Source organism: Lentzea jiangxiensis (assembly GCF_900104175.1).
Taxonomy (GTDB): domain Bacteria; phylum Actinomycetota; class Actinomycetes; order Mycobacteriales; family Pseudonocardiaceae; genus Lentzea; species Lentzea jiangxiensis.
On record NZ_FNIX01000003.1, the window covers coordinates 469,891 to 493,040 of the forward strand.

Genomic DNA, 23,150 nt, shown 5'->3' on the forward strand with positions numbered 1-23,150 from the left:
CGCGCCTCCCGGCGCCGACGATCATCACCGGTAGGCGACGGGTGGAGGACAGTGATGGTGGCAGGCGTTCTGATCGGGCACGGGTCGTACGACGGACCGGAGACGGTGGTGGTGCCGGACGGGCTGACGGTGCACTTCTTCGTCGACGAGGGGACGTCGATGACGATCGTCAACCTCCTGGCGTTGCTGCAACCCGACAACCCCAGGATCCCGATGCACTTCGCGATGCCCGGCAAGTCGGTGCCCAACTACCGGTACGCGCCGTTCAAGGAGCACGAACGGCGGGCGATCACCGCGCTCAACCGGTACCCGGCACCGGCGATCGTCGTCGGGTCCGCGGAGACGCCGGACACCCTGAGGCTGTGCGCGAACCCCGGCGGCTGCCCGCCGCAGGGCCCGCACACGTGCGCCGGCGTGTTCGGACGCGCCGCGAGGGCGGGCTGGAGCTACCTGCTGGTGTTCTCGTGCCGCTTCGACGTGCGGCGGGAGCTCCCGCCGACCCTGGACCTGATGAAGCCGCACGGCGTGCGGGACCGGTCGGTGCAGCAAGCGCTCGTCGACTGGGTGCAGAGGTTCGTCGGCCTGGGCAAGGACGAGCAGGACGACCTGTGGAACGGCCTGCACCCGGACGAGCGGCTCCGGCTGGTCGCCTCGGACGACGAGGTGCGCGAGTGGGACGCCTGCCGGGAGCTGCGAGTGGCGATGACCACGGCGACGGATCCCGCCGCGGTCGCGGCGGGCGCGCCGGACGCCGTCAAGGTTCGCCTGATCCGCGACTACCCGCGGCACCGCGCGGCGGTCCGGGCCGGGCTGCACCGCGATCCGGCCGACGCGCAGGACATCGAGGCGTTCCTGTCACTGCCGTTCGACGACAGGGTCGGCTGGTGGCTCGACCTCACGGTGCACGAGCAGGCGCGGTGGATGGCCAACGACGAGGTCACGCACTGGGCGGCCGGGTTCAACGCGTGCGAGCTGTTCAGCTACGGCCTGCGGGGCGAGAACCTCCTCGGGCTGTTGTCCGGGCTGGAACTGCCGGCCTTGGCGGTGACCAAGATGGAGCCGAAACTGACCGAGCACCTCACCCTCAACTCCATGCACGTGTGACGGAGCTCGTCTCCTGCCGATCTCGCCGCAGGAAGTGCGCGGTTCCCGCACCGCTCGACGCGCCGTCGGAGTGGCCGATCACGTCGTGCGAGCGGTAGAAGTCCGGCCCGGTGCCCGCCAGCAGCGTGCGGCGGGCACCGGGTGGCTCGACGCGGGCTTCCTCAGATCCGGCCGGCGCCGGCGCCGGCCGTGACGGAGGCCTTGACCGTGCCGGAGGCGTCCGCCGTGTAGGGGTACGGGATGGCGGCGACGGTGCCGTCGACCTCGCACGGCCCGGAGCCGGTGAGCGAGTTGTCGCGCGCGACCAGGCGGCCGGGGCCGGAGTCCGCGTAACCGCTCTTGGACCAGCACGCCTGCCGCACGTTCTCGAACACGTTGCCCTCGACGAGCAGGCCCGCGTCCATCACCGATGCGATGGCGTAGGAGTCGGCGTTGTTGTCGATGTTCGAGTAGTAGTTGTTGAAGACGTGGACGGTCTCGCCGAAGCGCACCCGCGGGCTGCGTTCGAAGGTCCGGTCGAACCAGTTGTGGTGGTAGGTCACGCGCAGGTGGCCGCGGTCCTCTCCGCCGTTGCTGTCGGAGTGGCCGACCAGCGAGGTCTTCCAGTGGTTGCGGACGACGTTCCACGACACCGTGATGTAGTCCGCGCCGTGCGTGATGTCGAGCATGCCGTCGTAGTAGTCGGGATCGTTCTCGATCGTGCTCGACATCGTGTTGTGGTCGATCCAGATGTGCGAGGCGTTCTCGATCTGGATCGCGTCGTTGCCGCGCACCCCGCGGATGTTCATGTTCTGGATGATCACGTTGGCGGGCTTGGCGTCCTCGATGTTGAGGGTGGTCCCGGCGATGCCCGAGCCGGCCCCGACGCCGCGGATGGTCTTGTCCGGAGCGATCTCCACGGTGCCGGAGCCGCTGAGCGCCCCGTTCACGAGGATCGTCTTCGCGCCCGAGGACTGCGCTTGGGCCTTGAAGTCGGCGAACGTGCTCACGGTGACCGTGGTGCCTCCCGCACCGCCGGTGGTGCCGCCTGCCTGCGAAGCCCAGCCGACGAGACCTCCCGGTGGCGGAGGCGTGGTGCCGCCGGCCTCGAAGTCGAGGTGGTCGACGTTCGCGAGGCCGCCCGGGGTGGTCGGGTTCAGCCGGATCGTGTTGGTGCCCGCGACGACCTGGACGCTCAGCGTCTTGGTGACCCAGGTCGACCACGCGCCGGTGCCCTCGAACGACGCGGTCTGCGCGGTGGCCCCGTTCACCACGACGTCAGCGGGTCGCGCGGTGGTGGTGCCGTTGGCGAACCGGATGCCCAGCGTCGCGGTGCCCGCCGCCGCGGCGGTCACCTGGAACTGGGCGTGGCCGCTCGTGGAGTTGGCGCCGTTGCAGAACCCGCTGCCGGTGAAGCCGGCCCAGTTCGAGTCGATCGTCCCCGAGCAGACCGCGGGCGAGGTCTCCGCCTCGTACCGGACCGGTGCGGCCGCGGCGGTCGAGGACGAGATCGCGGCGAGTGCGCCCGAGAAAAGAACGGCGCAGACGACAAGAGATTTTACGCGCATGGGAATTCTCCGTGGATCTACTCGTCGACAGACAGGGTTTGACGTGATCCGTGAGCACTCACCTGCACGCTAACGGCAGCCGCGAGAAAAGCGCAATGCACGACACCGGAACGCCGGAGGAGTTCATGGTGGTGAACCAGGAATAGCTCGTTTCCGTTCACGAGTGTGACCAGCGGATATTCTCCGCCTCGCGCCGTTGATCGGTTCGACTGCCGATGACCTGGCCATTCGACTCGTTCGACTTCGGCAATCGACTCCCACCACGGAATTCCGTCATTGACCCGGCGCCGAGAACGCTCTTAGCATCCGACGGAACCCGCCGCGCATCCGACCGGGCACACCCTTTCTCAACGTTGAGCGGAGTCTCCATGGGCATTTCGCAGCAGTCCGCGCACCCGGCGCGACAACGACGCGTCCGCGCCGGGCTGGTGTCGGGCGGTGCCGTCGTCGCGCTGGTCACCACGCTCGCGGCGTGGCCCGGCGCGGCGGCGACCGCGAACGCGGCGGGCACCTACGTCCTGAAGAACGCCGGCAGCGGCCTGTGCCTCGACGCGGGGACGAGCCCGGTGAGCGGGACGCAGCTGCGGCAGCAGGCGTGCGCCGGTCAGGAGTGGGTGCTGACCGACGTGAGCGGCGGTGTCCGGATCACCGCGGGTGGCCTGTGCGTCGGCGTGCGCGACGCGTCGACCAGCGCGGGCAAGCCGGTCCAGCTCGAGACGTGCACCGGTGCGACGAGCCAGGTCTGGGCGCTGACGCCGAACGGCACCGGCCACCGCCTCGTCAACGCCAACGGCGGCAAGTGCGTGAACGTCAAGGACAACTCGACAGCAGCGGGTGCGGTGGTGCAGACCAACTCCTGCGACGGCGCCGCCACCAAGCAGTGGACGCTCACCCCGGCCGGCGGACCGACGAGCACCACCACGACCACCACGACGACCACCGGTCCGACGACCACCACGACGAGCACGCCCCCGGCCGACGCCCTGTACGTGTCGCCGACGGGTCGTGACAGCGCCTCGGGCACGATCTCCGACCCGACCACGCTGACGGCGGCACTCCCCCGCGTCGCCGCGGGCGGCACGATCTTCCTGCGCGGCGGCACCTACAGCTTCTCGCAGACGGTGACGATCCCACCCACCAACAGCGGAACGGCGGGTGCCCGCAAGAAGCTGGCGGCCTACCAGGGCGAGACGCCGGTGCTGAACTTCTCGGCGCAGGCCGAGGACCCGGCCAACCGCGGCCTGGCCGTGAACGGCTCGTACTGGCACGTGCTCGGCGTCGTCGTCGAACGTGCCGGGGACAACGGCATCTTCGTCGGCGGCAGCCACAACATCTTCGAGCGGACGATCACACGGTTCAACCGCGACACCGGCCTGCAGCTGTCCCGCATGCTCTCCACGACCCCCAAGGACCAGTGGCCGTCCCACAACCTCGTCCTGAGCGCGGAGTCGCACGACAACGCCGACTCCGACGGCGAGGACGCCGACGGGTTCGCCGCCAAGCTGACCTCCGGGCCCGGCAACGTGTTCCGCTACGCCGTGGCGCACAACAACATCGACGACGGCTGGGACCTCTACACCAAGTCGGACACCGGCCCGATCGGCGCCGTCACCATCGAGGACTCGCTGGCGTACGGGAACGGCACCCTGAGCAACGGCGGCCAGGCCGGCAACGGTGACCGCAACGGCTTCAAGCTCGGCGGCGAGGACATCGGCGTCAACCACACGGTCCGGCGCACGATCGCCTACGACAACGGCAAGCACGGTTTCACCTACAACCGCAACCCCGGCTCCATGACGGTGTCGAGCAACCTCAGCATCGACAACGACGAGCGCAACTACACCTTCGACGCGGGCAGCTCCGTGTTCCGCTCCAACACCTCCTGCCGCAGCAGCAGCGGGAGCAACGACAAGGTCGTCGGCAACACCGACTCCACCAACCAGTTCTGGAGCGGCGCCAACGGCTCGCGGTGCTCCGGCTACTCCGGAGCCCTCGGCTGGTCGTTCGCCCCCGACGGCAGGCTCGTCGTCACCCTCGGCGGCAAGCCCGTCGTCCTCTGACCCCCACCACCCGTCCGGGCCGGCGCGGCTGACGCGCCGGCCCGGCCCGCGTTCCCCCGGGCAGGGGTGGAGCTGGGTTCTCCTCGTCGATCGCGGTGGGGAACAGCGTGGTGGAGAACAGCGCGGCGGGGGCAACGGCTGTCGGCCTTCCTGCGGCCCGCGAGCGGTGCGATGTCGGCGTGCACTTCTACTGACGCACTACTGCCGATCGAATCGTCGAACCGTCGTCGAACATCGTCGAAACACACTGATTGTTATCGCTAACTCGATCTCCGACAGATTCTCACCATTGCTTTGCGGAGCAGGACTAGTTCATAGTGTTAGCGTTCACCTTCCGGAGCCTCTCAATGGTGCTAGGAGCCGGTTCATGCGCATCCCCCTGCCGCGCGCTGTCCGTTCGTCCAGGAAACGCCTGGTGGTCGCTGTCGCGGCCGCCCTGACCGCCACAGCGGCCGTCGTCACCGCTCCCGCGGCGCCGGCCGCCGGGCCGGTGCCGCACTACCTGATGACCGCGTTCACGAACAGCAGCGAGTCGAACATGTACGTCTACGACTCGGCGAACGCGACGAGCTTCACCCAGGTCAGGGCGAACGCCTACACCCCGCCGTCGGGCCTGATCCGCGATCCCAGCGTCATCAGGCACACCGACGGCTACTACTACATCGTCTACACGACGAACTGGACCGGCGACACGATCGGTTTCGCGCGCAGCGCGGACTACGTGACGTGGACGTTCCTGCGCAACGTCCGGGTCGGACTCAACGGGTCCACCGGCAGCACGTGGGCACCGGAGTGGTTCAAGGACTCCGACGGCAGCGTGCACGTGGTCTTCTCCGCGTCCACGGCCGGGACGGCGGGGCAGTTCCGGCCCTACCGGATCACCGCGGCCAACGGCGACCTGTCGGCGTGGAGCAGCCCGGTCGCACTCGGCATCCCGGCCAACTACATCGACAGCTTCCTGGTGAAGGTGGGCGGGACGTACCACAACTTCCTCAAGAACGAGACGACGAAGTACATCGAGCACGCCACCGCCACGTCGCTGAACGGGCCGTGGACGTTCGTCGGCACCGGCAACTGGGCGGGCTGGGGCTCCGGTCTCGAAGGACCCGCGCTCGTGCGGCTCCCGGACGGCCGCTGGCGGATCTACTTCGACCAGTACGGCCAGCGGCGGTACTTCTACGCCGACAGCACGGACCTCACGAGCTTCGGCGCCAAGGTGGAGCTCACCGGGTTGTCCGGCACCGCACGGCACTTCACCGTGCTGCGAGAGGACTCCGGTGACGGCACGGCGGTGGCGACGGGCGCCCGGTCGTTGCGCTCGGTCAACGTTCCCGACCGCTACGTCCGGCACCGCGACAACCTCGGCTACGTCGATCCGGTGAACTCGTCCAGCACGCTCCCGGCGCGCCAGGACGCGACGTTCACCGTCGTGCCCGGTCTGGCCAACGCGAACTGCCACTCGTTGCGGTCGGTGAACTTCCCGGACCGCTACCTGCGGCACTACGACTTCCGGGTCCGGCTGGACGTCAACACCGGCGACGCGGTGTTCGCCCGTGACGCCACGTTCTGCGGCAGGGCCGGGCTGGCGGGCGGCGGCAGCACGTCGTTCGAGTCGTACTCCCACCCCGGCCGCTACCTGCGCCACCGCAACTACGAACTGCGCGTCGACTGGCGCACCTCCGACTCGGCGTTCGCCGGTGACGCGTCCTTCGCCGTCACCGCGCCGCTGGCCTGAAAGGACAGTCGATGAAGACGGTTCTCCTCCGCCTGGCGGTGCTGGTCCTCGCCACCGTGACCTGTGTGGCCGGGCTGCCCGTGCCGCAGGCGGGTGCGGCGCCCGCCGTGCGCTACACCAACCCGATCGCGGAACGCCGCGCCGACCCGCACATCTTCAAGCACACCGACGGCTTCTACTACTTCACCGCGACCGTCCCGGAGTACGACCGGATCGTGCTGCGCCGCGCGAGCACGATCCAGGGCCTCGCCTCGGCGGCGGAGACGGTGATCTGGCGCAAGCACTCCAGCGGTGAGATGGCCGCGCACATCTGGGCTCCGGAGATCCACTTCATCAACGGGAAGTGGTACGTGTACTTCGCCGCGGGCCGCAGCGACGACGTCTGGCGCATCCGGATGTACGTGCTGGAGAGTTCCAGCGCCAACCCGCTGACCGGGCCCTGGACCGAGCGAGGCCGCATCACCACACCGTGGGACACCTTCTCGCTGGACGCGTCCACGTTCGTCCACAACGGTGTGCGGTACCTGACCTGGGCACAGCAGGAACCGGGCATCTCCACGAACTCCAACCTCTACCTCGCCCGCATGGGCGCGAGCCCGTGGACGATCACCGGCACGGTGACGAGGCTGACGGTGCCGACGCTCGCGTGGGAGACCCGCGGGTACAAGGTGGCGGAGGGGCCATCTGTGTTGCAGCGCAACGGGAGGATCTTCCTCACCTACTCGGCCAGCGCCACCGACGCCAACTACTGCCTCGGCCTGCTGACCGCGTCGGCGTCCGCGGACCTGCTCAACCCTGCGTCGTGGACCAAGAGCCCCAACCCGGTGTTCGCCACCAGCGAGGCGACGGGCCAGTACGGGCCGGGACACAACTCGTTCACGGTGTCCGAGGACGGCGCGAGCGACGTCGTGGTCTACCACGACCGCAACTACCGGGACATCAGCGGCGACCCGCTCAACGACCCGAACCGCCGCACCCGCGTGCAGAAGGTCTACTACCGGGCCGACGGCACACCGGACTTCGGCATCCCGGTCCCCGACGGCGCCACCCCGGTGCGGCTGCGGTCCTACGCCGCCCCCGACCGGTTCGTGCGGCACTGGGAGTACCGCGCCCGCGTCGAGGCGAACGTGGCCCCGCTGGCCGACTCGCAGTTCAAGCTCGTCACGGGGCTGGCCGGCTCCGGCTCGGTGTCGCTCGAGTCTACGAACTTCCCCGGCTACTACCTGCGGCACCGCAACAACGAGCTGTGGGTGGAGCGCGGCGACGGCAGCGCGTTGTTCCGCAACGACGCCAGCTTCTCCCAGCGCGCGGGTCTCGCGGCGGGCTCGGCGGTGTCGTTCGAGTCGGTGAACTTCCCGGGCCGCTACCTCCGCGCCACGTCCGGCCTGCTCACCCTCCAGACCGCGACCGACGCCCAGGGCAGAACGGACGCCACGTTCGTCCTGGAGTGACCGCGACACCCCGCCGCCGCGACAACCCCGTCCAGGAGATCGAGGTGTCTCATGGCCGTCCTGAGGAGAATCGCACTGGTCGTGACGGTGGTCCTGACCGCCGCCGTCACGACGGCACCGCCCGCGGGCGCGTACCCCCTGCCCGGCCGCGTGACCGGCGACATCAGCGTCCACGACCCGAGCGCGGTCAAGCGGCCCGGCGGGGGCTACCTCGTGGCACACACAGGCCACGGCGTCGCGCTCAAGACGTCCACCGACCGGATCGCCTTCCGCAACGCGGGATCGGCGTTCCCCGGTGGCGCGTCGTGGACCACCCCGTACACAGGCGGCGACCGCAACCTCTGGGCGCCGGACCTGACCTACCGCGACGGCCGGTACTGGCTCTACTACTCGGCCTCGACGTTCGGCTCGAACCGGTCGGCGATCTTCCTCGCCACCAGTCCGAGCGGTGACTCCGGCACGTGGACCCACCGCGGGCTGGTCGTCGAGTCGCGGACGTCCGACGACTTCAACGCCATCGACCCCGACCTCGTCGTGGACGACCAGGGCCGCTGGTGGCTGAGCTTCGGCTCCTTCTGGTCCGGCATCAAGATGGTCGCGCTGAACCCGTCCACAGGTCTGCGGTCCGACTCGGTGGTCCGCCCGCTCGCCGGCCGGAACGGCGGCCCGATCGAGGCGCCGACCATCGTCAAGCGCGGCGCCCACTACTACCTGTTCGTCTCGTTCGACTACTGCTGCCGCGGCGCGTCCAGCACGTACCGGGTGATGGTGGGCCGTTCCAGCAGCGTCACCGGTCCGTACGTCGACCGCAACGGCACCGCGCTGACGTCCGGCGGCGGCACGGAGATCCTCGCCGGGCAGGGCAGCGTCCACGGGCCGGGACACCAGGACGTCTTCGGCGACGTCGACAGCGACGTCCTCGTCTACCACCACTACACCGACTCCGGTGCGTCGCGGCTCGGCATCAACCTGCTGGCCTTCGACTCAGCGGGCTGGCCGTACCTGCGGTAAGGAGAGACCCTTGACCTCCACCACCAGCCGATGGCGCAGCGCCACCGTCCTGGTCGCGCTGCTGGGCGGCATGACCGCCGCGGTGCCTCCCGTTGCGTCCGCCGCCGTCGTCGACACCAACGCCTCCTACGCGTTGGTCAACCGCAACAGCGGCAAGGCACTGGACGTCTACGACTTGTCCACTGCGGACGGTGCCCGGATCTCGCAGTTCACGCGGAACGACGGCGCCTGGCAGCAGTGGCAGTTCGTCGACTCCGGCGGCGGCTTCTACCGGGTGAAGTCGCGGCACAGCGGCAAGGTCCTCGACTTCCCGTCGACCGCGGACCGGGCAGGGCTCGTGCAGACCGCGGACGCCGGCCGCACCGGTCAGCAGTTCCGGCTGGCCGACTCCCCCGACGGGCACGTCCGCCTGATCAGCCGGGCGAGCGGCAAGGCCGTCGACGTCCTCGACTTCTCGTCCGCCAACGCCGCCCAGCTGATCCAGTGGCCCGACACCGGCGGCACGAACCAGCAGTGGCGGCTCGTGAAGATCGGCGCTCCCGGCAACTTCACGAACCCGGTCAAGGGCAGCGGCCCCGACCCGTGGCTGCAGTTTCACAACGGCTATTACTACCTGGCGACCACGACGTGGAACTCGACGATCACGATGCGCCGGTCCCGCACGCTGGCCGGCCTGTCGAGCGCGGCGGACACGGTGGTGTTCTCGCTGTCCGGACGGCCCAACGGGTGCTGCAACATGTGGGCACCGGAGTTCCACCCGCTGAACGGCCGCTGGTACCTCTACTACGTGGCCGGGCAGAACGTGCCGGACTACAACCCCACCCAGCGCCTGCACGTGCTGGAGAGCGCGGGGTCCGACCCGATGGGCCCGTACGCGTTCAAGGCGGACCTCGGGAACACCTGGGAGCTGGACCCGAGCATCCTGCAGCACAACGGGAAGCTGTACCTGATGGGCAGCGCGATGGACGGGACGCAGAGCCTGACCATCACCCCGATGTCCAACCCGTACACGATCAGCGGCGCGCGACGCACGATCTCCCAGCCCACGCTGGCGTGGGAGCGGCAGACCGCGGCGGTCAACGAGGGCGCGGAGCCGTTGTACCGGGGCGGCCGCACCATGATCGTGTACTCGGCCAGCGCCTGCTGGGGCCCCGACTACAAGCTCGGGCTGCTCACCCTCACCGGCACCGACCCGCTCAACCGCGCGCACTGGACCAAGTCGCCGAACCCGGTGTTCCAGCGCAACGACGAGCACGGCGTTTTCGGGCCGGGCCACAACGGGTTCTTCAAGTCCCCCGACGGCACCGAGGACTGGATCGTCTACCACGGCAACACCAGCACTTCGGCCGGCTGCGGCATGGAGCGCTCGACCCGGGCGCAGAAGTTCACCTGGAACGCCGACGGCACCCCGAACTTCGGCACCCCGGTCCCGCTCGGCGTCCAGCTCCCCGCGCCCTCGGGTGAGCCCGCCTGACGTCTCGAACCGCCGCCGCCCCCCGAGAAAGGAGTTATCATGGTTCCCACCGGATGGCGCGTCGGCGCCGTCGTGGCCGCGGCGGCGGTGCTCGGCGGTCTCGCCCCCGCCGCCACCGCCCAGCCGCAGGTCCTGGCGTGCGGTGACCGGACGTTCAACGCCGAGGCGGTGCTGAACGGCGGCACCTGGACCTCCCGCAACGGCAGCCGGACCGTCTACACCGGCACCGACATGCGGGCCGCGGTCCAGGCCGCCCTCGACAGCCTCGCCGCGGGACGCACGTCGAAGCAGTGGGTCCTGGTGCGCGGCAGCGGATCGATCAGCGCCGGCTCCCGGATCTCGTTGCCCAGCTACACCGGCATCGACGTCTGCGGCACGATCAACGTCACCGGCTCGGGCACCGGCGACCAGGCGCCGATCTACTCCCGGGGCACCCGCGACGTCGAGGTGCGCCACCTCAGCGTCACCGGCCGCCCGCTGTACGGGATCTTCCTGCGCAACGTCGACAACGTCGTGCTCGGCCAGATCGACCTGCGCCTGTCCGGCGGCCTCGGCGTGCGCATCGACAACCGCGGCAACACCAGCGTGCGCAGCCGCAACATCAGGATCGACACCGTGTACGCGTCCGGCGCGAGCAGCCACGCCGTGGAGACCTACGGCGTGGACGGCCTGACGATCGGCACCGTCACCGCCCGCAACGTGGGTGAGTCCGGCCTGCTGCTCAACGACACGATCAACGCCACCGTCGGCACGGTCGACGCGGAGAACGCGGGCACGGGCACCGGCTACGCCGCCTTCCGCACCGCCAACCGCAACGGCCGCATCGGCACCTCCTACCCGACGAACATCCGCGTGGGCACGGTCCGGGCGCGTGGTGGTGGCCGCGGCGTGTTCTGCGTGTCGGAGAGCGGTGGCCTCACCATCGACCGGATCGACCTCGCGAACACCGGCAACAACGCCGTGCTGATCGAGAACTGCACCAACGTGGTGCTCGCGGCGCAGAGCGGGACGGTGAGCGGCGGCGGCGAGATCCGGCTCGCCGCCCGGTCGGAGTTCCCGAACAACCGGGACATCACCGTCCAGAACCTGACGGTGACGAACTCGGCGTTGCGGGAGAGTCCTTGTGGGACGAACACGACGTTCCGCAACCTCACGTTGAACAACAGCACTTCGAACGTGTGCGCCTGACGTTCGAGACCGAACGGCGGCCTGCCCGGGAACGGGTGGGCCGCCGTCGTGGCCGAGGCCTGGTGACGTGACCGGGCCTCGGCGTGATGTCGCCTCGGGGAGATGCCCCACGACCGACGATCGCGCCGAGCTCATCGAGCTGCTCGGCCACCACGCCGACATCGAGGACTTCGACGTCCCGGCGCACCACGCCGTCACCGGTCACGTCGTGCGGATCGACGATGGCACCGAGAGAATCCACGCGCACGTCCGCGTCGAGCACTGGCTGCCCGGCGAGCCCACCTGGCTGGTGGTCGGCCTCTACGACGACGAGTCGGTCCGCACGCCGCAAGGCCGGCGGCTCACCCGCGTCGGGCTGACCGCGGTCCACCAGGAGAACCAGTCGCACGACCTCGTACCCTCTGCGGGGTAGGCGAACAAGGAGAACGACCAGATGCCGCGGATCAAAGCCGCCTCCATCGAGGAACACCACGAGAAGGTGTGGGCCGACCTCACCGAGGCGCTGCGGCACCTGCTGCTCGAACGCGACTACGACTCGATCACCCTCGGCCACATCGCGGCGCGGGCGGGGCTGGCGCGCAACACCCTCTACAACTACGCCCGCGACAAGCGGACCCTGGTGCTGGAGCTCGCCCGCCGGGTCAGCCGTCCGCTGGTGCACCGGGTGGCATCGATCGCCGGGCGCACCGCGGAGCCGGCAGCGGACCGGCTGCGGGAGATCGTCGAGGTGGTCCTGTCGGCGTCCACGGACCAGGCCATGGGCCCGCTGTTCCTCCCGAACTCGAGCCCGCTGGTCGCCGATCTCCCGGCCGGAGCGGAGAACCCGTTCACCGCTCTCGTCGTCGAGGTGCGCAACGTCGTCCGGGACGGCCTCGACGCCGGTGAGTTCCACGGCGTCGACGACGTGGATCTCACCGTGGAGCTGCTGTCGGGCATGATGCGTTCCGGCACCGAACGCATCGCTCGCGATCCGGCCGCGCTGGTCGCCACGACCCTTGCGGCACAACGGATCGTGCTCGCGTCGCTCACCCGCGGCTGAGGTCCCGCGTCAGCGCGCGAGCACCGCGGGGTCGGTGAAGGAGGGATCGCGCGGCGTCTCGGTGCGGAACTCCTCACCGGACTCCCGGTCGAACTCCTCGGACTCCCCGGCCAGCCGCTCGACCAGCTCGAAGAACCGGCTCTCGGCCGGCCGCAGACCGGCGACCACCTCGGCGAGGTCGCGCGAGGCGACGAACCGCGCCCCGTCCCCGCCGACCGACAGCACCGAGAGCCAGCCGCGCGAGTCCGCGGGCAGGAGGTTGGCGCCCGTCTCCGCCCAGAACAGCACTGCGCCCTCGGCGTCCTCGGACTGGAACCGCCCGGCCGCGGCGAGCACGAGCAGGGCGGTGTGGATGCTCCACACGGAATAGCCGAGGTGGAAGAGGTACACCTCCAGCGCCCCGTCGCGGTGCAGGACGACGCCGCACTCCTCGTTGCCGCCGCAGGAGTCGTCGACGCGCTCCGAGAAGTACTGCCCCGGCGTCATCCCCACGCCGGCCGAGTCCCAGTCGGGCTCCTGGTCGCGACCGTTCCAGAACCACCCGTCGAACATCGCGCCGGGGTTGGAGATCACTCCCAGGTCCTCGACCGGGGTGCGCAGCCAGGCCTCGAACCCCTCGCGCGTCATGGGGATGCGCGCGGCCACCAGGAAACTGTCCGACATGAGCTGCTCCCCCTGTGAGCCCTTGAGCTGAAGCGCACTTGATATCACGGGAGCCCGAACCACCTGCGGCTGCCAGGAAACGGGCAGCCGCAGGCACCACCTCACCGCGTCGAGTACTCGGCGACCACCGCCTGCAGCCGGAGCGGGCTGGTGCCGGGCAGGTCCGCCGAACCCACCGCGATCACGCGGTTCGTGCCGGGAACGGCGGCGACGGCGTTGTAGACGGTGCCGGACGAGCCGGGCGGGGCAGGAGCCACGGCGGTGCTCCAGCCCGCCGGGCCGTGGGAGCTGAAGCTCGCCATCGGGAACTTGCCGACGACCCACGGGGTGCCGTCCGCGCTCACCGCGATGCCGGGCGTGGCCGAGACGTTCGGCCCTCCGACGAGCCGCCAGCCGGCGCCGTCCCGCTTCACCACCAGGTTGCCGGGCCCCACACCCCCGCCGTCGCCGACCGCCCAGATGTCCTGGGAGGACAGTCCGTCGATTGCCTGGAGGCTGAACGGCTGCCCGTTCAGACCGGCCTCGACGACCTGCCAAGCCGTGCCGTCCCAGTGGAACAGCAGCGGACCCCGGTAGCCGTTCCACATGCCGTTGCCCACCGCCCAGACGTCATCGGGCGCGAACGCCTTGACGGCGTTGACGGTGCAGAAGTTCACGAAGCCCCCGCCGCGGACGCACTCCGCGGGCGGTGCGTGCTCCTGCCAGGAGGAGCCCGTCCACTCGTGCAACACCGGCGCGTTGCCGCGATGCCCGACCAGCCACGCGCGTCCGTCCACAACGGACATGTCGCGGATGGTCAGCGTGCTCGCGGTGGCGCCCTGCGGGTACGGGACCTCGGTCCACGTCGTGCCGTCGTAGCGCCACAGCAGGGTGATGTTGCCGTCCGGCAGCATCGGCGCGCCCTTCACCCACACGTCGTCCGCGGACGACGCCGCCACGCGCTGGAACGACACCCGGCCCGGCACCGCTGGGAGCGACGTGCGCGACCACGCACTTCCGTTCCACCGCAGCACGACCGGATCACCGGTCGTGTACTGCCGGTCGGGGTCGTACCCCTCCAGGCCGACCGCCCAGGCGTTCCCCGCGTCGACCGCGACCACGTCCCGGAGGGTGCTCGTCGGTGTGATCTGCGGAGCCGGGGCCAGGCGCCACCCGGGCACCGCCGCGGCCGCCGGGCCCGTCGCTGCCACCACGACCGCGACCGAGAAGGCCGCGGCCACCCATCTGCGCACTCCCATGAGTCCCCCGAGTTCGTCGACCTGACCACGACTGGCACGCCGATCATTCCCGGCTCCGCGCCGCCGGCCACGGGTTCGCGACGCCTTGACCCAACCGAGCGGTGACCGTGACCCAGCCGCCGCGGTGCGGTAACCCGAATGGGATTCAGGTATGCCCTTGTGATCTAGGTCACCGGACGAGTAGAACAGAACGCACGGTTACCGGAAATCGCGCCTCACGAACACCCTCCCTGCCGGTCGAACACCTGTGAGGACCAGTGCGCACCGCAGTCGTCGTCACCCTGCTCGGGATCGGTGCCATCGCCGTGGCCGCCGGACTGGTGCTGCAGCTGCACACCTATCCGCTGCTGGCCAAGCTGCAGCACGACATCAACACGGTCTCCGTCTCCGAGGGCGAAGGAGTCACGGCCGTCGTCCACCCTCCCGGCAAAGCGCCCGAAGTCCGCCACAACCTCCGCCTCACCGCGACCACCCACGTCGAGGGCGACCTCGCCGCGCCCGAGATCAAGAAGAACGGTGACGTCACCGTGTGGAAGCGGGCGACGATCGTCAAGGAGGACGCCGAGAAGCTGGTCCTCAGCGCCGAGGTGCGCAGGATCTGCCTGGACCGCCGCACCGGCGAGGCCGTCGCGCCCTGCCACGGCGAGTTCTACGAGACCGAGCAGGGCAAGCGGATCACCGCGCAGGACAGGCAACTGCTGCACCCCGGTCTCAGCTTCGTGTTCCCGTTCGACACCGAGCAGCGCGACCACCGTTGGTACGACACGGTTCTCAAGCGCCCGGTCGACATCCACTTCGCCGGCGAACAGCTGTTGCAGGGGCTCGACGTCTACCGGTTCCAGCACACCGTCCCGCCGACCGCGCTCGACCGGCTCGCGGTGCCGGGCTACCTGGTCGGCAGCCCGGAGCCGTCCGTCGACGTCACCCAGTACTACGGCGTCACCCGGACGTTGCTCGTCGAGCCCAGGACCGGGGCGGTGCTGTCCGTGCGGGAGGACATCCGGCAGGAGCTGCGCACCGACGATCAGGGCGAAGGCGCCGGAACGCCCGTGTTCGCCGGAGAGCTGCGGCTGACCAACGCGTCGGTCACCGCGAACGTCGACCAGGTCAAGGAGAACCTGCCGCGGCTGTTCCTGATCACCGTTCTTCCAGTGGTCCTGTGGGCCGGCGGCGCCGTCCTGCTGGTGGCCGGGCTGCTTCTGCTCGCCCTGCGGCGACGCGGTGTGGTCGCCGGGTCGCTGGCGCTGGTGATCGGTGCGTGCCTGGCGGCCGCGATCACCTACGGCGTCACCACCTCCAGCGACCCGGACGACGCGCTCGACCTCGAGAACGTGGTGTCGTCCTCCAACGTCGACTACGGCCTGCGATGAGCTCCGCGTTCCTCCTCGATGATCCGGGCGACGCCGAGCAGGTCGCCCTCCGCACCGGGCACCGCGATCAGGGTGACCGGCAGCGGGTTGCCGTCGGCGTCCGAGCCCGCGTGCACGGACACGGCCGGATAGCCGCTGACCCGCCAGAGCGGGGAGAACGGCGTGGTGGCGCCGGTGCGCACCAGCACGCCGCCGGGCAACGGCACCGCCTCGGGCGGACCGGTGTGCCCCGGCGTCACGAGCACGTCGACGCCCGTGAACATGTGGTTCAGCATCACCCGCTCCGCCGCCCTCATCGACCGGCAGACGCCCTTGAACGGCCGCGGCACCCACCGGTCGAGCAGGGCCAGCTCACGAGGCCCGGCCGCCAGGTGCGGCGCGAGGAGCAGCCGGGACTCGCCCGCGAGGTGCGGGTCGTGGTCCACCACCTCGCCGACGTGCAGGGACAGCAGCGCGGCGACGTCCTCGACCACCCTGCGCATCGGCGCGCGGGTGCGCGTGGTCACCGACAGGCCGCGCAGGGACACCCCGATCCTCAGTGGACGGTCGGCGGGAGCGGCGGCCCAGCCGATCCCGCCCACGACGTGCGCCACGTCGGCCACGCTCCTCGCCACCACGCCGGACCCGCCGGAGGCCTGGAAGCCGACCAGGCCCACCCCTCCGGCGGGCACCTGCCCGGCTCCAGGTGCGCGGCGGGCCAGCGCCGCGGACACCACCCCGGTGGCGACGGCGACGGCGGTGCCCGACACCCTCGGGTCCAGTGCCGTGGCGGCGAGGCCGATCATCGGGTTGCGGTGCCTCTCCAGCGACGACGTCCGTCCGATCACGACGGCTCCGGTCGCCGCCAGTGCGTCGAAAGCCGAACGGGGCAGGGAATCCTCCACCGCCAGAGGCAGTCCGAGGAGCACTCCGCGCTCGCCCTCGGCCAGCCGCCGATCGGCGTCCCGCGCACTGCGCCGGGCGGCCGCCAGATCGACATCTGTGAAAACGTGCTTCGACGAGTTCAGGCGGTGTTCCGCCGTCGCGAGGAGTTCTGCCGCGGTCGTCGTACCGCGGGCGAGCAGCCGGGCCTGCTCAACTGCTCCCGGGTAGCACACAGGGGTTTCTGCCACGTGTCTCTTCCTCCGGCCTCGTCGCCGATGAGTAAGGAGCTGGGTCGTTCAGCCGCTACCCGTTGGACAGCAGGGGTTCCGCCGAACGGCTCCGCGGTTCGGCGGCCGAGTAGCTGCTTTCTCCACGCGGACCGATCAAGATGACCTGGGTCACCCCGGTCGAAGGGTTGCGCAGAGGTTACTGTCCGGTAGTTTCCTCGCCACTGTGACGTCCCTCTCACACCTGGAAGGAGGACGAGTGCGACGCATTGCGAGCCTCGTGCTGGTAGGACTGGGGATCTTCTCTCTGGCACTTGCAGCAGTCCTGCGCTTGTACGTGTACCCCGAGCTCGCGGTCGTGCCGCTCGACCAGAAGACGGAATCCGTGGCGGAAGGCGCGGCGAAGGTCTTCTACCCCCAGGAGCTCGTCGTCAAGGACGCTCAGCTGACGGCCACCCGCAAGGTCGAGAGCAACCTGACGGTGCCCGAGGCCAAGGTCGGCGGCGACGTGATGGTGTGGGACCAGGGCCTGGTCGTGACCGACTCCGAGAACAAGCTCGTCTCCGCGATGGAGCACCGGGTGTGCCTCGACCGGCGGACGAACATGGCGCTGCAGCAGTGCAGCCAGCAGTACGTGACCGACAGCGAGAACGGTCCGTCCAAGGACGACAGGGCGGTGCACCAGGAGGGGCTGAACTACAAGTTCCCCTTCGACACCCAGCCGCAGGACTACGAGTACTTCGACACCACCCTGCGCAAGGCGTCCACCGCGCGGTACGAGGGCACCGAGACGCTCGCCGGCCTCGAGGTCTACAAGTTCGTGCAGAAGATCCCGTCGACCAAGTTCCGCGACCAGGAGGTGCCCGGCACGCTGGTCGGCAGCACCGAGGCCTCGGTCAAGGCGGAGCGCCGCTACCAGAACACCCGCACCATGTGGGTGGAGCCGGTCAGCGGCATCATCGTCAAGGGTTCGGAACAACAGCGCCAGGTGCTCGCCGGACCGGACGGAAAAGAAGGAACGGTGCTGCTCGACGCCACTTTGACCTTCAACGAGAAAACTGTCGACGAATCGGTGGCGCGCGCCTCGGAAGCACGTGACAAATTGACCCTGATCAGCACCACCGGCCCGGTCGTCCTGCTTTCCACCGGCCTGGTGATGCTGCTCGCGGGAATTGCGCTCGGGATGTTCGGGCGGCGGGCTAGGCACGTCGCCTGAGCACGACCACGAAGTTCCAGGAGGCGATCTCCCGGGCCCCCGGCACGCGGGTGATCCACTTCGCCCACCACGGGTGGTACCGGGGGAACGTCTCCACCACGTCGGCGACGGTCTGGCGGTGAGCCCACCGCCTGACCGCTCCGACGCTCACCGGGAACAGGGACGTGCCGAAGGCGTTCTTCGGCGGCTTGCCGTTGCGGCGCTCGTAACGGCGGCGCGCGTAGTGCCCGCCGAGGAAGTGCCACGGCGCCGTCTCGTGGCCGCCCCAGGGTGAGAACCAGGGCGTGTAGGACATGAAGATCGTGCCTCCGGGCCTGGTCACACGCACCATCTCGGTGAGCATGAGCCACGGGTCGTCCACGTGCTCCAGGACGTTGGACGAATAGCAGACGTCCACCGAGCCGTCCCGGAACGGCAGCGCCGTGCCGCTCGCGCGGATCATGCCGGGGTCGGGTTCGCCGCGCGCGGACAGCTCGCCGACGTCCGGGTCGAGCCCCACGTACCGTGCGCCGGCCGCGCGGAACGCCTCGGCGAAGTAGCCGGGACCGCCGCCGACGTCGAGCACGACCGCACCGCCCAGCGACACGTACGACGAGACCTGGGCGACCGAGTCGTCCGCCAGGACCCGGTAGAAGTGGTCGGGGTCGGTCTGTTCTTTCAAAAATGCGCGAAAAAGCCGAACAGAGCGCTCGAAAGTTGGCTTCCACAACTTTTCCCGGGCCGAAACTGAACCGATCTCGACCATTGCCATCCCCCGCATTCCGTCTACTATGGCTACTTGACAGTAACCTAGCACCGGGAGAGGCAGATGTCGCGTGCCCCGCATTACCGGCCGAGCATTCTGCTGGTGAATTGGCGCGACACCAGACACCCCGAGGGCGGCGGTTCCGAACGCTACGTCGAGCGCATCGCCGAGGGGCTCGTCCGGCTCGGCTACCGCGTCTCGATCCAGTGCGCGGGCCACGACCGCGCCCCGTCCGGCGACTGGGTGGCGGGAGTGCGCTTCCGCAGGCGCGGCAACAAGTTCACGGTCTACCTGCACGCCCTGCTGGCGATCCTGCGCTCCGACGCGGACGTCATCGTGGACGTGCAGAACGGAATGCCCTTCTTCAGCCGCCTGGTGGCGCGCTGCCCCGTCCTCGTGCTGGTGCACCACGTGCACCGCGAGCAGTGGCACAGCGCTCTGGGCCCGTTCCTCGGCAGGATCGGCTGGTGGATCGAGTCGTGGCTCGCCCCGCGGCTGTACCGCAGGTGCCGCTACGTCACCGTGTCCAACGTGACGCGGGACGAGCTCGGGCAGCTGGGCGTCGAGCTGCGGCGCACCGCCGTCGTCCCGAACGGTCTCGACGCGCCGCCCGCGGTGACCGCGCGCCGCACGCAGGCGCCGGTGCTCGTCGCGGTGTCGAGACTGGTGCCGCACAAGCGCCTGGAGCACGCGATCGACCTGGTCGCCCAGCTCCGTCCGAAGTGGCCGGACCTGCGCCTCGAACTGGTCGGCGAGGGGCCGTGGAAGGAAGTGCTGCAGCAGCACGCGATCGATCGCGGTGTGCAGGACAGCGTCGTGCTGCACGGCTGGGTCGACGAGCAGACCAAGCACGAGATCCTCGCCGGGGCGTGGGTGCACCTGTGCCCGTCGGTCAAGGAAGGCTGGGGCATCGTGATCATGGAGGCCGCGGCGCACGGCGTGCCTACGATCGCCTACCGGTCGGCGGGCGGTGTCGCCGAGGCGATCGTGGAGCACGAGACCGGCTTGCTGGCCGACGACTTCGACGAGTTCGTGCGGCACGCGGACACGCTGCTGCGCGATCGGGCGTTGCGCAAGGCGATGGGGGCGGCCGGGCGGCGGCGCGCCCGGCAGTTCAGCTGGGAGGAAAGCCTCGGCGCGTTCGAGACCGTCCTGCACGGCGCCCTGCGCGCCGGCGCCGAGCCCCGTGGTCGTTGAGGAACGCGCACCGAGGGCGAACGAGGGGTTCGCGCACCCGGCAGAGCTTGGTCGAGAGGGTGTTGCGCAGTCCGCGCAACACCCTCTCGGTCAGTGAAGAACGTTCCGCACAGCTAGCGCTGGACCTCGCGGTCGCCGAGAACCGCCGCGCACAACAGGTCCAGCAGTCCCGCGGCGGCGGCCGCGTCGAAGTCGCGGCGCCGCACGCGCACCGTGACCGTGGTGACCTCCCCTGTCGTCACCACGCCGAACGCGACGCCGGACCGGCCGCTCGCCGCGGGGAAGAAGCGCAGACCGGCGACGTCGGCGTCGACGACACCGAGGTTCGACGCGAGGAACGTGCTGCCGAGCCGGGAGGCCAGCACCCTCATCCCCCACCGCGCCAAGGGGTTGTGCGCGCTGGGGAACCCGGCCTCGGGCGCCGCCGCCGCGAGCAGGGCGCGCACGTCCTCCTCGGTCGCCCCGGCGGGCAGGCGCAGCCTCAGCAACGCGCTGTCGGCCTCCGGACGCGGATCCGCGCCACCGCGCCAGGAGGCGCCGATCGCGGCGACGACGCGGCCGTGCGGGACGCCGCGGGCGGCGTTCCACCTCCGCGTCGCGTCGAGCGCGGCGGAGGTGAGCCTGGCGCTGCCGAGCTTCACCGCGGGCAGCGCGCGGGAGACCAGGTGGTCGCCGGTCTCGTTGCCCCGCAACGACGGCTCGATGCGCGTGGGGGGCGTCCACACGGCTTCGCGCACGCGGTCGAGCGCGCTCAGCAGGTAGGGCCGGTCAGGGCTTCTCAACGCCACACCGGTGGCGGAGCTGTGCACGGGTTCGCCGAGCGCGACGCCCAGCAGGGCGAGCAACCCGAGGCCGTCGACGGCACCGTGGTGAGCCGCGATCACCAGCGAGTGGCCGGCGAGCGCGACCCGCACCAGCGGACCGCCCTCGCGGTAGTGGCCGTCGGCGAACTCCGCGCGCACACCGTCCCAATCGGACGGACGCCGCACGACCGCGGCCGGGCCGAGGTTCGGGAACTCCTCGGCGGCACGGCGCATCCGCGCGGAGACCGCCGCGGGGTCCGGCGCCTCGCGGAGGTCCGCCTCCAGCAGGATGCTCCAGGACGCCGCCGGGTCCCCGGAGAAGACCACGGTCACCCGGTCAGCGGGAGCCGTAGTCGAGGACCTCGGGCTCCTGGGCCTGCACGCCCTCGTCGAGCCGCTGCTCGATCACCTTGTCGGGCTTGTTCTGCTCGACCACGATCACGCCGACCCCACCGGCGAGCGCGGCACCGGCGACGATCGCGACCAGCACCGAAACCAGTTCCACGTCTACTCCTCACGTCGGGGTGCCGCGAATCTACCGACCGGTAACCATCTCCACAACAGGCTGGCGCCGATCAGTGACCCAGCCGCGACCCAGGCGAGCACAACGGGCGCAACGGGTGGGCCGTTCGGTTCAGCGGGCACTGCTCCGGGAACGCGGTAGAGCGCCAGGTCGGGACCGTCGTGGACTATCTCCAAGCGCGCCAGGAGGTTCTCGTCCACCCGGCCCGGCGTCCCGCGCTCGACCAGCACCCAGCCGATGCCGCTCAGGTCGCCGCGTCGCAACCGCGCCGCCCGCGGGTCCTCCCCCGCCACGACCCGGCCGCCGACCGACAGCGAGTCGTCCACGACCGTTGTGCCGGGCAGGAAGCGCGGGGCCGGGTCGAGCTGGGTGCGCCGGTCGTTCCAGTCGAACCGGCGGAACGCCGACAGCGGGTACACGGCCACGTCGCCGGGCCGGCCGGCGAGCTCCTCCCGCACCGCAGCCCAGTCCGCCGGGTAGTGCACCGGTTCCAGCCGCCCGAACCCACCCCAGGCGAGGTCGGGCAGCAAGCCCAGCAGCAGCACCGCCACGAGCATCCGCGCGCGCAGCCGTTCGACCGCGACCGCGAGCCCGAGGGCGAACGGCAGCGCGAGCCACGCCACCCACTTCTGGCTGTCGCGCAACAACCCCGCGCCCGGCACGTGCTCGATCAGCGCCTCCAGCGCCGCCACACCGCCCGGCAGCACCGCGATCAGGGCGAGCACCGTCCCGAACGCCCCCAGTCCCGCCAGCGGCCACACGGGCATGCGCTTCGCCAGCTCCCGCAGCCCGAGGACGGCGGCGCCGAGGAGCAGCACCGTGATGACGGGGAGCACCGGGTTGGCGCGGCTGTCCGGGACGACCTCCGCGTTCCAGATCCCGCCCAGGCCCAGCACGCTCAGCACCGGACCGCCCCAGTTCTCGCCCCGCGCGCTGAACGCCTCGACCCCCGCCGGGTCGGAGAGTCCGTTGTGCAGCACCGAGGGCACCCACCACGGCGCGTTCAGCACGGCACCGATGGCGAGGACCTTCCCCGCCCCGCGCCGGCCGGCGGTGGCCAGAGCCGTGCCCAGCGCCAGGATTCCGCCCGGCGCGGAGAGCACGGCGGGCAGGAAGGCGAGCACGAGCCGGGTCCACGCGCGCGGTTCGCCAGCACGCATCCGCAGACCCGCCATGGCGACCCACGGCAGCGCCGCGTACCCCAGCAGCAGCGTCCAGTGGCCGATGAAGAGCCGCTCGGCCACGTAGGCGTTCCACGAGTACGCCACGGCCGCGACGATCCGCACGCCCGTCCTGTCCGTCGGCACCAGCAGCCCGGCGCCCAGCGCGCCGGCGAAGACGATCGCGAGCAGCGCGATCTTCTGCACCACCTGGCCGGGGACGACCTGGGTCAGCAACGCCACCACGGCGTCGACCGGCACCGCCCGCGGCAGGGCGTCCCCGAGCCCGAACGCCGCCGCGTTGAGCGGCTGTTCCGGTGTGAACACCATGTCGTAGACGAGGACGTGACCCGGCCACAGCACGGGCGCGAGAGCCGCGAGGGCCAGCGCGGCGCACGTGGCGTAGAGCTTCGGTCCGTTCGGCCGCACTTGCTCCCCCTCCGTGCTCGCCGGGGCTACAGTCGCCGAAACTACCGGCCGGTAGTACTCGCGGGTAGGGCCGGCGCCGAAGTCCGGCCCACGGGGTTCGGCCCAC

20 protein-coding genes are annotated in these 23,150 nt (G+C 70.5%); 12 read left to right on the top strand and 8 right to left on the bottom strand.

Annotated elements, in window-relative coordinates:
- Positions 1–54: 54 nt before the first annotated feature.
- Complete coding sequence (locus BLQ91_RS13110; RefSeq protein WP_090097065.1) at positions 55–1,104, top strand: putative adhesin; 1,050 nt, start codon at positions 55–57, stop codon at positions 1,102–1,104.
- Positions 1,105–1,265: 161 nt separating this feature from the next.
- Here the strand turns inward: BLQ91_RS13110 and BLQ91_RS13115 are convergent, their stop codons facing one another.
- Entirely contained in the window at positions 1,266–2,651 is a 1,386-nt protein-coding gene (locus BLQ91_RS13115; protein WP_090097066.1) for a pectate lyase family protein, read from the bottom strand.
- 368 nt (positions 2,652–3,019) lie between these two features.
- Between BLQ91_RS13115 and BLQ91_RS13120 the strand changes: the two genes are divergently transcribed.
- The 8 genes from BLQ91_RS13120 (at position 3,020) to BLQ91_RS13155 (ending at position 12,609) form a co-directional block, all read left to right on the top strand.
- Positions 3,020–4,711 (top strand): RICIN domain-containing protein, encoded by a 1,692-nt coding sequence (locus tag BLQ91_RS13120; RefSeq protein WP_090097067.1) that lies wholly within the window; start codon positions 3,020–3,022, stop codon positions 4,709–4,711.
- 367 nt (positions 4,712–5,078) lie between these two features.
- Entirely contained in the window at positions 5,079–6,446 is a 1,368-nt protein-coding gene (locus BLQ91_RS13125; RefSeq protein ID WP_176959719.1) for a glycoside hydrolase family 43 protein, read from the top strand.
- An 11-nt stretch (positions 6,447–6,457) separates the two neighbouring features.
- The gene (locus tag BLQ91_RS13130) at positions 6,458–7,897 is read left to right on the top strand and encodes a family 43 glycosylhydrolase (protein ID WP_090097068.1); all 1,440 of its coding nucleotides are present in this window, start codon (positions 6,458–6,460) and stop codon (positions 7,895–7,897) included.
- Between the two features lie 51 nt (positions 7,898–7,948).
- On the top strand, positions 7,949–8,908 hold the full coding sequence (locus BLQ91_RS13135; RefSeq protein ID WP_090097069.1) for an arabinan endo-1,5-alpha-L-arabinosidase: 960 nt from the start codon (positions 7,949–7,951) through the stop codon (positions 8,906–8,908).
- Between the two features lie 10 nt (positions 8,909–8,918).
- Positions 8,919–10,382 carry a family 43 glycosylhydrolase gene (locus BLQ91_RS13140; RefSeq protein ID WP_245733379.1) on the top strand — a complete coding sequence of 488 codons (1,464 nt, stop codon included), beginning with the start codon at positions 8,919–8,921 and terminating at the stop codon, positions 10,380–10,382.
- Positions 10,383–10,421: 39 nt separating this feature from the next.
- On the top strand, positions 10,422–11,570 hold the full coding sequence (locus BLQ91_RS13145; protein ID WP_090097070.1) for a hypothetical protein: 1,149 nt from the start codon (positions 10,422–10,424) through the stop codon (positions 11,568–11,570).
- 67 nt (positions 11,571–11,637) lie between these two features.
- Entirely contained in the window at positions 11,638–11,982 is a 345-nt protein-coding gene (locus tag BLQ91_RS13150; RefSeq protein ID WP_090097071.1) for a nuclear transport factor 2 family protein, read from the top strand.
- 21 nt (positions 11,983–12,003) lie between these two features.
- A complete protein-coding gene (locus tag BLQ91_RS13155; RefSeq protein WP_090097072.1) occupies positions 12,004–12,609 on the top strand; it encodes a TetR/AcrR family transcriptional regulator in 606 nt (201 codons plus the stop codon).
- A gap of 9 nt (positions 12,610–12,618) precedes the next feature.
- On the opposite strand, the gene BLQ91_RS13160 is transcribed toward BLQ91_RS13155, so the two are convergent.
- Both BLQ91_RS13160 and BLQ91_RS13165 read right to left on the bottom strand, forming a co-directional pair.
- Complete coding sequence (locus BLQ91_RS13160; RefSeq protein ID WP_090097073.1) at positions 12,619–13,272, bottom strand: hypothetical protein; 654 nt, start codon at positions 13,270–13,272, stop codon at positions 12,619–12,621.
- Positions 13,273–13,373: 101 nt separating this feature from the next.
- Entirely contained in the window at positions 13,374–14,510 is a 1,137-nt protein-coding gene (locus BLQ91_RS13165; RefSeq protein WP_143022619.1) for a hypothetical protein, read from the bottom strand.
- Between the two features lie 257 nt (positions 14,511–14,767).
- Between BLQ91_RS13165 and pgfA (BLQ91_RS13170) the strand changes: the two genes are divergently transcribed.
- Complete coding sequence (gene pgfA, locus BLQ91_RS13170; RefSeq protein WP_090097075.1) at positions 14,768–15,880, top strand: cell envelope lipid trafficking protein PgfA; 1,113 nt, start codon at positions 14,768–14,770, stop codon at positions 15,878–15,880.
- Here pgfA (BLQ91_RS13170) and BLQ91_RS13175 read toward each other — a convergent pair.
- Positions 15,865–16,992, bottom strand: a complete 1,128-nt coding sequence (locus BLQ91_RS13175) for an amidase (protein ID WP_143022620.1) — start codon at positions 16,990–16,992, stop codon at positions 15,865–15,867. The two genes, pgfA (BLQ91_RS13170) and BLQ91_RS13175, sit on opposite strands and share 16 nt — an antisense overlap.
- A gap of 238 nt (positions 16,993–17,230) precedes the next feature.
- On the opposite strand from BLQ91_RS13175, the gene pgfA (BLQ91_RS13180) reads away from it, so the two are divergent.
- Complete coding sequence (gene pgfA, locus BLQ91_RS13180) at positions 17,231–18,187, top strand: cell envelope lipid trafficking protein PgfA (protein WP_176959721.1); 957 nt, start codon at positions 17,231–17,233, stop codon at positions 18,185–18,187.
- On the opposite strand, the gene BLQ91_RS13185 is transcribed toward pgfA (BLQ91_RS13180), so the two are convergent.
- Positions 18,171–18,848: a class I SAM-dependent methyltransferase gene (locus BLQ91_RS13185; RefSeq protein WP_245733380.1), complete on the bottom strand. Its 678-nt coding sequence runs from the start codon at positions 18,846–18,848 to the stop codon at positions 18,171–18,173. The two genes, pgfA (BLQ91_RS13180) and BLQ91_RS13185, sit on opposite strands and share 17 nt — an antisense overlap.
- Positions 18,849–19,034: 186 nt before the next feature.
- Between BLQ91_RS13185 and BLQ91_RS13190 the strand changes: the two genes are divergently transcribed.
- Entirely contained in the window at positions 19,035–20,129 is a 1,095-nt protein-coding gene (locus tag BLQ91_RS13190; RefSeq protein WP_245733381.1) for a glycosyltransferase family 4 protein, read from the top strand.
- Positions 20,130–20,242: 113 nt separating this feature from the next.
- On the opposite strand, the gene BLQ91_RS13195 is transcribed toward BLQ91_RS13190, so the two are convergent.
- The 3 genes from BLQ91_RS13195 to BLQ91_RS13200 are packed head-to-tail and all read right to left on the bottom strand — an operon-like array spanning position 20,243 to position 23,044.
- Complete coding sequence (locus tag BLQ91_RS13195) at positions 20,243–21,265, bottom strand: hypothetical protein (RefSeq protein ID WP_090097079.1); 1,023 nt, start codon at positions 21,263–21,265, stop codon at positions 20,243–20,245.
- A 4-nt stretch (positions 21,266–21,269) separates the two neighbouring features.
- Entirely contained in the window at positions 21,270–21,437 is a 168-nt protein-coding gene (locus BLQ91_RS41275) for a hypothetical protein (RefSeq protein WP_176959722.1), read from the bottom strand.
- Positions 21,438–21,439: 2 nt separating this feature from the next.
- Positions 21,440–23,044, bottom strand: coding sequence for an MmpA family trehalose lipid delivery protein (locus BLQ91_RS13200; RefSeq protein WP_090097080.1), 1,605 nt, complete (start codon positions 23,042–23,044; stop codon positions 21,440–21,442).
- Between the last annotated feature and the right edge of the window lie 106 nt (positions 23,045–23,150).

Bases quoted from the DNA above. Each gene is read 5' to 3' on its own strand.
- BLQ91_RS13165 (WP_143022619.1), bottom strand. From the start codon at position 14,510: ATGGGAGTGCGCAGATGGGTGGCCGCGGCCTTCTCGGTCGCGGTCGTG.
- BLQ91_RS13115 (WP_090097066.1), bottom strand. From the start codon at position 2,651: ATGCGCGTAAAATCTCTTGTCGTCTGCGCCGTTCTTTTCTCGGGCGCA.
- BLQ91_RS13120 (WP_090097067.1), top strand. From the start codon at position 3,020: ATGGGCATTTCGCAGCAGTCCGCGCACCCGGCGCGACAACGACGCGTC.
- BLQ91_RS13125 (WP_176959719.1), top strand. From the start codon at position 5,079: ATGCGCATCCCCCTGCCGCGCGCTGTCCGTTCGTCCAGGAAACGCCTG.
- BLQ91_RS13110 (WP_090097065.1), top strand. From the start codon at position 55: ATGGTGGCAGGCGTTCTGATCGGGCACGGGTCGTACGACGGACCGGAG.
- BLQ91_RS13135 (WP_090097069.1), top strand. From the start codon at position 7,949: ATGGCCGTCCTGAGGAGAATCGCACTGGTCGTGACGGTGGTCCTGACC.
- BLQ91_RS13155 (WP_090097072.1), top strand. From the start codon at position 12,004: ATGCCGCGGATCAAAGCCGCCTCCATCGAGGAACACCACGAGAAGGTG.
- BLQ91_RS13160 (WP_090097073.1), bottom strand. From the start codon at position 13,272: ATGTCGGACAGTTTCCTGGTGGCCGCGCGCATCCCCATGACGCGCGAG.
- BLQ91_RS13130 (WP_090097068.1), top strand. From the start codon at position 6,458: ATGAAGACGGTTCTCCTCCGCCTGGCGGTGCTGGTCCTCGCCACCGTG.
- BLQ91_RS13145 (WP_090097070.1), top strand. From the start codon at position 10,422: ATGGTTCCCACCGGATGGCGCGTCGGCGCCGTCGTGGCCGCGGCGGCG.